4 protein-coding genes, 2 tRNA genes and 2 pseudogenes are annotated in these 9905 nt (G+C 61.9%); 2 read left to right on the top strand and 6 right to left on the bottom strand.

The window, feature by feature from the left end:
* Positions 1 to 46: 46 nt before the first annotated feature.
* Both BQ17_RS18715 and BQ17_RS18710 read right to left on the bottom strand, forming a co-directional pair.
* Positions 47 to 3343: an efflux RND transporter permease subunit gene (locus BQ17_RS18715; RefSeq protein WP_089729724.1), complete on the bottom strand. Its 3297-nt coding sequence runs from the start codon at positions 3341 to 3343 to the stop codon at positions 47 to 49.
* 115 nt (positions 3344 to 3458) lie between these two features.
* Positions 3459 to 3535, bottom strand: a tRNA-Met gene (locus BQ17_RS18710).
* Positions 3536 to 3830: 295 nt separating this feature from the next.
* Between BQ17_RS18710 and BQ17_RS18705 the strand changes: the two genes are divergently transcribed.
* Positions 3831 to 4352: an HPP family protein gene (locus BQ17_RS18705; protein WP_089729722.1), complete on the top strand. Its 522-nt coding sequence runs from the start codon at positions 3831 to 3833 to the stop codon at positions 4350 to 4352.
* Positions 4353 to 4548: 196 nt separating this feature from the next.
* Here the strand turns inward: BQ17_RS18705 and BQ17_RS18700 are convergent.
* The 3 genes and pseudogenes from BQ17_RS18700 to BQ17_RS18685 form a co-directional block, all read right to left on the bottom strand.
* Positions 4549 to 4625 (bottom strand) — tRNA-Pro (locus tag BQ17_RS18700).
* 165 nt (positions 4626 to 4790) lie between these two features.
* Positions 4791 to 5666: pseudogene (locus BQ17_RS24450) on the bottom strand (glycosyltransferase); the annotation flags it as partial.
* A gap of 109 nt (positions 5667 to 5775) precedes the next feature.
* A complete protein-coding gene (locus BQ17_RS18685) occupies positions 5776 to 6882 on the bottom strand; it encodes a glycosyltransferase family 9 protein (protein WP_089729719.1) in 1107 nt (368 codons plus the stop codon).
* A gap of 172 nt (positions 6883 to 7054) precedes the next feature.
* Here BQ17_RS18685 and BQ17_RS18680 point away from each other — a divergent pair, with 172 nt between their 5' ends.
* Positions 7055 to 8383 (top strand): capsular polysaccharide export protein, LipB/KpsS family, encoded by a 1329-nt coding sequence (locus tag BQ17_RS18680; protein WP_089729718.1) that lies wholly within the window; start codon positions 7055 to 7057, stop codon positions 8381 to 8383.
* A 184-nt stretch (positions 8384 to 8567) separates the two neighbouring features.
* Here the strand turns inward: BQ17_RS18680 and BQ17_RS23580 are convergent.
* A pseudogene (locus BQ17_RS23580) lies at positions 8568 to 9125 on the bottom strand (O-antigen ligase family protein); the annotation flags it as partial.
* Between the last annotated feature and the right edge of the window lie 780 nt (positions 9126 to 9905).

Genomic DNA, 9905 nt, shown 5'->3' with positions numbered 1-9905 from the left:
CGGGCGCGGGACGCGCCCGGCGGCTCACCACATCCTACATTTCTGTCTACCCGAACTCCCGCCGCCGCCACACCAGATAGATGGCCGGGATGACGAACAGGGATAGGAGGGGAGCGGTAATCATGCCGCCCACCATGGGGGCGGCGATGCGACGCATGACCTCGGAGCCGGTGCCGTGGCCGATCATGATGGGGAGCAACCCGGCGATAATGACGGCCACCGTCATGGCCTTGGGGCGCACGCGCATGACCGCCCCCTCCATGATGGCCGCCTTGAGGTCAGCAGCGCCGTTCAATCCGCCCGCTTCCCGGAATCCCTTGAGGGCATTGTCCAGGTAGATCAGCATCACGACGCCGAACTCCGCCGCCACGCCGGCCAGGGCGATGAAGCCGACCGCTACCGCGACCGACAGGTTGTAGTCCAAGAGATATATGAACCAGAAGCCGCCGACCAGGGCGAAGGGCAACGAGAGCATGACCAACAGGGCCTCGCCGGTGCGGCGGAAGGTGAGATAGAGCAGACTGAAGATGATGATCAGGGTGAAGGGAACTACCTGGGTGAGCCGCTCCTGGGCCCGCAGCATGTACTCGTACTGGCCGGACCAGGTGATGGAATAACCGGGGGGGAGCCGTACCTGATCGCGGACCGCGGCCCGGGCCCGGCGGACATAGGTGCCCACATCCACACCCCGGATGTCGACGAAGGTCCAGCCGTTCAGGCGCGCGTTCTCGCTCTTGAGCATGGGCGCCCCGTCGACGACCTGTATCCGGGCGATCTGTCCCAGGGGTATTTGGGCGCCGGTCGGTGTCACCAGGGGCAGTTCCCGCAGCTTGACCAGGTCGTTGCGCCGTTCCCTGGGGAAGCGGAGGTTGACCGGATAACGCTCCCGCCCCTCGATCGTCTGGGTAATATTGATTCCCCCCACGGCGGCGGCGACGACCTGGTTGATGTCTTCGATATTGAGCCCGACCCGGGCCGCCCGGATGCGGTTGGGGCGGATCTCCAGATAACGCCCGCCTGTGACCCGTTCCGAGAAGGCGGATGCGGTCCCGGGCACCCTGAGCACCACCCGCTCGATCTCCTTGCCGATCCGTTCGATTTCCTTAAGGTCCGGCCCTGCAACCTTGATGCCCACGGGGGTCTTGATCCCGGTAGCCAACATATCGATGCGGGTCTTGATCGGCATCACCCAGGCGTTGGTGACGCCGGGGAAATCGACGGTCCGATCCAGCTCGGCGATCAACTTGTCAATCGTCATCCCTGGCCGCCACTCGGACTCAGGTCTAAGCTGGATCAGGGTCTCGATCATGGTCAGGGGCGCCGGATCCGTGGCCGTGTCGGCCCGGCCGATCTTGCCGAAGACCCGCTCCACCTCCGGCAAGGTCGCGATCAACCGGTCGGTCTGCTGCAAGAGCTCCTGGGCCTTGCCGATGGAGAGGCCCGGCAGAGTGGTGGGCATGTACATAAGATCGCCCTCGTAGAGCTCGGGCATGAACTCCGAACCCAGGCCCGAGCCCAGGTCCTGCAACCGGGGAATGCCGCGGGTCACTTCCCGCCAGCGCCGCATCAGTTCCGTCTGCCAACCTTCGATGGCCGTGATAGCGCGCCGGTGGGGACCCTCCAGCGCTACCCGCCCCACGGCCTGGAAGGGCCACTTCAGCGGCTCCAGGTAGCCACCGATACCATAGATCGGAATCAGCAGGCTGCACAGGATCAACCCGGACAGCAGGATGGTGGCCCAGGGTGCCGCCAAAACGCCCCTGAGCAAGGGTCGATAGACCCGGATCAGCAGCCGGTTGAGGGGATTGGTCTCCTCCTTGGGGATACGGCCACGGATGAAGTAGCCCATGAGCACCGGCACCAGGGTCACCGCCAGCCCGGCGGCGGCGGCCATGGCATAGGTCTTGGTGTAGGCCAAGGGCGCGAACAGCCGCCCCTCCTGGGCCTCGAGCGCGAATACCGGCAGGAAGCTCAGGGTGATGATGAGCAGGGAGAAAAAGAGGGCCGGTCCCACCTCGGAGGCCGCCGCGGCGATCGCGCTCCAGTGTTCACTCCCCGCCGGTGCCTGCCCGTGGGACCGGCGAAAGCGTTCCAGGTGCTTGTGGGCGTTCTCGATCATGACGATGGCCGCATCCACCATGGCCCCGATAGCGATGGCGATACCGCCCAGGGACATAATATTGGCGTTGATGCCCTGATAGCGCATGACGATGAAGGCCGCCAGCACCCCCAGGGGAAGGGTGACGATGGCCACGAAGGCGGAGCGCAGATGGAACAGAAAGAGCAGGCACACCAGGGCCACTACCGCGAACTCCTCGAGCAGCTTCTCCTTGAGATTGTCCACGGCACTCAGGATCAGCTGGGAGCGATCGTAGGTCTCCAGGATCTCCACCCCCGCCGGTAGGCCCGCCCTGAGCTCATCGAGCTTGCGCTTGACCGCAAGAATGGTGCTCAGGGCGTTCTCCCCGTACCGCATGACGACAATGCCGCCAGTGATCTCGCCCTCGCCGTCCAGATCCGCCACTACCCGCCGCATCTCGGGACCGATCTGGACCGTCGCCACATCCCGCAGCAGGATGGGCGTACCCCGGGCATCGACCTGGATGGGGATGGTCTTTATATCCTCCAGGCCGCGGAGATAACCGCGGGTGCGGATCATGTACTCGGCCTCCGCCAGCTCCACCACCGAGCCGCCGACCTCCCGGTTGGCGGCGCGGACGGCGGTGGTCAACCGCGCGAGCGGGATGCCGTAAGCGCGCAGCTTCTCCGGGTCCGCGACGATCTGATACTGACGCACCATGCCGCCGACGGTCGCGACCTCCGCCACGCCGGGGACGGTCTGGAGCTCCAATTTGAGGAACCAGTCCTGCAGGCTCCGCAGCTGGGCCAGGTCGTGGCGGCCGGTGGAATCGACCAGGGCATAGCTGTAGACCCAGCCCACGCCAGTGGCGTCGGGTCCGAGCCGCGGTTGAACCCCGGCGGGTAGATCCTGCGCCGCCTGGTTCAGATACTCCAGAACTCGGGAACGCGCCCAGTACAGATCCGTGCCGTCCTCGAAAATGACGTACACATAGGAGTCCCCGAAGAAGGAGTAGCCCCGCACCGTCCGCGCCCCCGGCACCGCCAACATGGTGGTTGTGATGGGGTAGGTGATCTGCTCCTCCACCACCCGCGGGGACTGTCCCGGGAAGCCCGTGCGGATGATGACCTGCACATCCGACAGATCCGGGATGGCATCCAGGGGCGCCTGCCGGACGGAAACCAGGCCCCAACCGGTCAGCAGCAGGGTGCCCAGTAGGACCAGGAAGCGGTTCTTGATCGACCAGCGGATGACCTGTTCCATCGATTCAGGACGCGGTCATGGGCAGCGGTCCAGCTGTCAGGTCCCGCAAAATTCCCATATGTAGGACCCTGGAACGCAAAACGGCTTAGCCATTGGGAGCTAAGCCGTAAAAATCTGGTAGCGGGGGGAGGATTTGAACCTCCGACCTTCGGGTTATGAGCCCGACGAGCTGCCTGACTGCTCCACCCCGCAATAGTATAGAGTATTTTATGATTCGATGACTTCAGATGCAACCCTGGGTTTACTCTGGATTTTCCCCCCAATTTTCCCCCCAGTTTTCCCCCTAGCGAACGGCGGAGTACCATTGGCGTTTCTATGCAATGACACAACTTCAGGACCGATGCATACGCCGCCTTCAGTAGAGTCGAGTGAATCCGGTACGGGAAGCACGACCGCTGGCCTGCCTGATGCGTCGCTGCCCGCGCCATCGAGAACCATATCGAAACCTGCCCGGTCCACCGCAGGGCTGGGGCAGTATCTGCACAAGATGCGAGCCACTCTGCGAGGTGGCCCGCCACGGGTGTCGGTAGCCGAGATTCTCTGGTCTTGGCTCGGGGCCTTCCTGGGCATCGGCACGGTAGGGCTGCTCGGACGATTCGTTCTCACGGGAACCGACAACCTCTTCATGATCGGCTCGTTCGGGGCCTCTGCCGTCCTCGTCTACGGCGCGCCCCACAGCCCCCTGGCCCAACCCCGCAACCTGGTCGGCGGGCATATATTCTCGGCGCTGGTCGGCGTCTTGTGCTATCAGGTGCTCCATCCCATCCCGGGGCTGGCGGAGGCCGTTGCCGTGGCAAGCGCCATCGCACTCATGCACCTGACCCGAACGCTGCATCCACCGGGCGGGGCGACGGCCTTGATCGCCGTCATCGGCTCCCAGGAACTCCACGCCCTTGGTTACTTCTTCGTCTTGGTGCCGGTGGGTCTGGGCGCGGTCACACTGCTCGTTGTCGGCCTCCTGATAAACAACCTGAGCACACACCGCCGCTATCCGGAGTTTTGGCTATAGCGATCCTGAAGATTCAGCATTGTCCGGTGGAAAAAGATCCCTCCTGCGTCGGGATGACAACTGCGTGTCTTTTCGTGTTTTTCGTGGTAGACACCTTCTCGGATCACACCAATAACGCCGAACAAGTGACGGATAGCCAATAAAAAAGCCGTCTCGGGCAGGGCCCGAAACGGCTTGGCATCCAACCATATTTCATTGGTCGGGGCGAGAGGATTTGAACCTCCGACCACCTGAACCCCATTCAGGTGCGCTACCAGGCTGCGCTACGCCCCGCGAACCGATAAAAATATTCCCGGAGCCGCGTTTTGTCAACTCGCGGTAGACCGCCAGGTTGCCCTCCACCATGGCGTCTATGGAAAACTCGCTGCGCATGAGCGCCTTCCCCGCAGCTCCCAGCTGCCGGGCGAGCCCTTTGTCTCGCAGCAAGGTTGCCACCGCCGCCCCCAGGGCCTGGGGATCCCCCGGCGGTACCAGCAATCCGTTGTGTCTATGGCGGACCGCCTCCGGGATGCCGCCGACATTGCCGGCCACGATGGGCACACCGGCACTCGCCGCCTGGAGCAGGGATACCCCCAACCCCTCCCGGGTAGCGGGATGGACCAGCAGCTCCAGGCAGGGCAGCAGATCCGGCAGGTCCTCCCGGAACCCGGCGAATTGCACATGACCCTCGAGTCCCGCGCTCGCAACACGCCTACGCAGGTCCTGCTCCAGGGGACCCTTGCCGAAGATGAGTAGCCGCAGGTGCGGAAACGCTTCGACTAGGGGCGGTAGGGCCTCGATCAGAAAGCGGTGCCCCTTGCGTGGGATCAGCTGGGCGACGATGCCGATCGGCCGTGCCGGTACGGGGACCCCCAGCTCGGCGGTCAAGCGCTCCCGGTTGCAGGGACGGTCGAAGCGCCCTAGATCCACCGCACTGCGCACGATACGCAGCTTCGCCGCGGGTAGTCCTGCGGCCAGCAACACCCGGCCGATGCCTTCTGAGATGGCGATCACCCGATCGTGAAGGCGATACTTGAAGGCGACCATCCAGCGGGGCTCCGGGTTGTCGACCCGGCGCGAATGGACGACCGGCACGCCTTCCAGGCGGCAGGCGATGCCGCCCATCACATCGGCGCCGATACGCCCGTGCAGGTGCACCAGATCCGGTCGGCAGCGCCGGAGGCAACGGCGTAACCTGGGGATGAGCCGCAGATCCAGGTCTCCACCCATCGCCATGGGCCAGACCTGGGCGCAGACCGCTGCCGCCTGTGCCAGATCGCTGCCTGCGGGACAAACGAGGGCGTTGCGGTGCCCACGGTCCGCAAGCCCTTGCATCAGGTAGAGGGCCTGCAGGGCGCCGCCGTAGAGGTTACGGCCCCCCTCCACATGCAGGATCTTCAAGCCGTCCGTCCCAACAGGAGGGTGTCGCAAAAAGCATCGATCTTCACCCTTTGAGCCCCTCTCGCCCTTTGACCCCCTCTCCCCAACCCCTCTCCCGGCGGGAGAGGGGCTTTTGCGACACCCTCAACAGGTGCTTGGCTGCGTTCAGGACCTCGTCCACCGCGATCGATTGCATACAGGTAAAGGCTCCGTTACAGGTAGGTTTGCGCTTGCAGGGGGAACAATCCAGGCGATGATACAGCACCCGGGCATTGGCACGGGTGGTGTCCAGGTAGGGGCAAGTGGCCCCGAACAGCAACAGGCTCGGGCGGTCGAAGGCGATACCCATGTGGCTGAGGCCCGTGTCGACGCCTACCAGGAGAGTGCTCTCGGCAATCAGGGCCGCCGCTTGCAGCAAGGTCGTCCTGCCCACAAGATCGATCGGTCCGCCGGCGGCCAGGCTGCGGATACTTCCTGCGGCCTCCCGGTCTGCGGGCCCCCCGAGCATGACCACCGGCAGGCCCAGCTCGGCCTGGAGCCGATCCGCGAGCTCGGCCCAACGCGGCTCGAACCAGTGCTTTTGGGGGCGGGTCGTGAAGGGACAGATGACGGCGAATCCGCGGCTCAACCCCGCGCGCTCGATCAGCTCGTGGGCGAAATCGGTGGCCTCCGGTCCATAGGATACGGCCATGGAGAAGTCAGGGGTCGGTAGCCCCAGGCTGTGGGCCAGAAACAGGTATTCCGAGCCGATACGCCTGCTGTCTCCACCCCGGGGGACGACCCGGCTCATGAGCCACCGGCTGCCCTCCCGGGACCCCAGACCGATGCGCTCGCGCGCACCGGAGAGGTGGGTCACCAGCCCGCTCTTGAGCAGCCCCTGCAGATCCAGGGCCAGGTCGAACCGACGCGCGCGGAGATGTTTACAGGAGGCCCTGAACTCCCGGGCGAGCCTTCCAAAGCGGCGTCGGCGCCAGAGCTCGCGCCACTCACGGATAGGCCAGACGATGACCTCGTCCAGGTCGGGATGGTGCTCCAGAAGGGACCGGTATTCCGACTGTACTAGCCAGGCGATATGGGCCTGCGGGTAGGCGCGACGGAGCGTCGCCACCAAGGGAGAGGCGAAGACGATATCGCCGATGGCAGAGAGCCGGACTAGAAGAATAGCCTTCATGCAGCAGATCGGACGCTAATGCTGTGCCGGACGCGGATACACATCCGGCGGTGCTTGCTGACTAGGGGACTCTGGTTTACTTTTACGCTCCTTTGCACAGGAACAGCATCACGGGGGATGCGGTGAATGGTCCGGTTGCAGCCCGTTTTGCTCCACATCGAGGCGACTTGACATGGCTCGACCCATCGCCTTCATCGATCTTGGCCCGCGCATGATCCAGTATTTTTCCACGCTCGGCCAATATCTGGGTCCCGCGTATGTCCCGGTGTTCTTCTCGCTCCACTACAAGAGCCGCGGCGTGCTGCAGCGGTTGCAGCATCCCCTGTACCCTGATCGCCACTGCGGGAGCGCAGAGCGGCTCCCTGAGGGGGCGGACGTTGATCCCGAATATCTGATCCCGAAGCTTCGCACCAAAACCGACCGGGCAAGCGTCCTAAAGCAAGTACCCTACTATCGCTGGTTGGTTGGTGAGCTCCATCACTTCTTCGAACGTATCCGTCCTGCGGCCATTTTCCTTTGGAATGGCTCCGGCTTGGCCGCGACGATCGCCGAACAGTTGGCACGTCGTCGCGGCATCGCCGTTGTCTTCGGCGAAAACGGTTATCTTCCCAACACCCTCCAACTTGATGCAACGGGCGTCAATGCCTTCTCGTCCTTTGCCCGTGCGTGGAGCCTGGATGAAATCCGGGCCCTCCAATGGACTGAGGGGCAAAGGCAGGAGCTTGCGAGACTCCTGGTCGCCTACCGGGATAATCAGCTGCCACATCCCCAAGGGCCAAGCAAAGGGCGTGTTCGTGCATCCTGGATCGCTTATCTCCGGCAGGCGGTCTATGACATCGGACACCGGAAGACGATCAAAGGGGGAAACCGGCTGATACCATCGAAAATATCCAGGCTTCCGCACGAATTTGCCTTCTTCCCGCTCCAGGTCAGGGATGACAGCCAGCTTACCGTACACTCGCCGTTATACGGCAATCGGCTTGAGGAGGCGATAGCGGATGTCCGTCGTGCCTTACAGGAAGTCGCTCCGGGATTACCCCTCGTCATCAAGCTGCATCCGGCTGACCGGAGAAAAAGCGACTATGATCCGATGGTGCGTGCCTATCCGGAAGTGACCTGGGTCGGCAGCGGCGACGTGCGCAAGATTTTGGCGCGGTCCAGACTCGTGATTACCGTGAACTCGACCGTCGGCATAGAGGGCTTGATCTTTGGAAAGCCCGTGGTTGTGCTCGGCAGGAGTTTCTATGGTTTCGATGGCCTGGTCCATCCCGTCCGCGCCAGAGCGGAGCTGCCGCAGGTGTTGCGTACTGCGAGCAACAACCCGCTTGATGCGCGGTTAGTCGAGCAGTATTTGCTGTTCCTCTACTTCATCACCTTGACGCGAGGCCACTGGCGGGATTTTTCTCCGGCATCCCTGGAGCGGGTGGCATCACGCATCCGCTCGCTGATCGAATCTGCGGATCTGCCACGAAAATTGCCAGCGTCCAACAGCACAACATAACGAAAAAGCCGTTCGTCACGTTCATATGCAATACTGAATCGGTTAGCGAAAAGGTCATATAGGCCAATATGAGCATCACCCCAGAGTAGGCGCTCGCCCGGTACGCATCGTCGTTTGGCGAGCGTCTCGCCGCGCTGAACGATAACCCTAATGGCACACCATAAATCAGGGCCAATGACAGCAACCCCAAAAGCCCTCGGGTTGCCGCTGTATGGAAGTAATCGCTATGCGCATGCGTATGGGTATAACCGGACTGCTTGTAATCTACGATAGATTCGGACACCAAGCCGGCAGCATGTGCCGCTTCGAAGTACCCGCTCATTTGGCCGAGACCAATGCCCAGTAGGGGGCGTTCCGCAAATGCCGTCAGCGCCGCACGCCACATATCTCTGCGCTCAATGAGAGAAGTGGCATCAGGGGTGTCTGTCCCACTGGACAGCATGGCCGTGATCTCGCTCGAGGTGGCCTCGACCCGCTTGCCGATCAGATCGGTTTGTGACAAGGCAAACACTAATACCGCACAGATCGCCAACACGGCACCACTGATCCGAAGGCGATAGCCGATGTGACGCTGAATCAGATAAACGACACAGACGGCAACTCCCACAGGAAAAAAAATCCACGCTCCTCGGCTCCCGGAGGCGATGCTGGCAAATATACCCAGTGCTGCGGCGCTGAAAAGCAAGAACGAGCGGCGCCAATCCACTGAGGACCAATACACTCCCCCCAGTATGCTGAGCATCGCAACCAGCATGGAAATCCCACCGAATGGAATGGCCTTTCCTTTGCTCCCGGCAGCTCGGTGCTCGAATCCAAACTCAGCCAATTCCCAGATCGCATAGAGCCCATTCGCGAAGGAAGCCATACCCACTGCGACCAAAAGACAAGCATAGGATGGACGCAAGCGAACCAAAAACGGCATCAAGAAAGCGCCGGCCAGGAAATGGGAGTAATTTTCCAGGCTATCGACCGCCTCGCGGGAAAAACCAACGATGGTGCTGGATACAGCCGCGCTAAACACGTAGAAAACAAATACAGCACTCAACAACCGTACTGAAGAAGTAACATCCAGACGGCAACGGCCGACGAACACCAGCACCGAGAATACAAAAATGGCGTTGCGAAGAGGGGAATGAAGCTCGTAATACGCAATACCCGAGACAGCGACTGAAATCACCATCAGTATGATGACGATTTGCCGTACCGCCTTGCGATCGAGGAAATTACACTGGAATAAGGACATCGATTACAGTTTTTGATCTGTGCCTGACTGGAGGCGGATCTTCACCCATGGAGCAACGAGATCAGAGACATCATCCGACTCGGCTGCCAGCACCCAGTTTCGACCGATATTGCAAGTTTATAGTCTCTGTTAGCTCGCATGTTCTTGGTGTGGGAATCAGCAATATCGAGCGAAACTATCTACTAGGGAGCGTTCTTAATCTGGAGTTTTTACTGTACTGCATTAGAACCACGGATAGACACGGATAAACACCGATTGTGATCCGTGTTTATCTGTGTC

This window comes from Candidatus Thiosymbion oneisti, from assembly GCF_900092655.1.
GTDB classification, from domain to species: Bacteria; Pseudomonadota; Gammaproteobacteria; order Chromatiales; family Chromatiaceae; genus Thiosymbion; species Thiosymbion oneisti.
Note: the sequence above shows the minus strand (reverse complement) of the source record. Positions and strands in the feature narration are given on the sequence as shown.

Bases quoted from the DNA above. Each gene is read 5' to 3' on its own strand.
- BQ17_RS18680 (WP_089729718.1), top strand. From the start codon at position 7,055: ATGGCTCGACCCATCGCCTTCATCGATCTTGGCCCGCGCATGATCCAG.
- BQ17_RS18685 (WP_089729719.1), bottom strand. From the start codon at position 6,882: ATGAAGGCTATTCTTCTAGTCCGGCTCTCTGCCATCGGCGATATCGTC.
- BQ17_RS18715 (WP_089729724.1), bottom strand. From the start codon at position 3,343: ATGGAACAGGTCATCCGCTGGTCGATCAAGAACCGCTTCCTGGTCCTA.
- BQ17_RS18705 (WP_089729722.1), top strand. From the start codon at position 3,831: ATGCGAGCCACTCTGCGAGGTGGCCCGCCACGGGTGTCGGTAGCCGAG.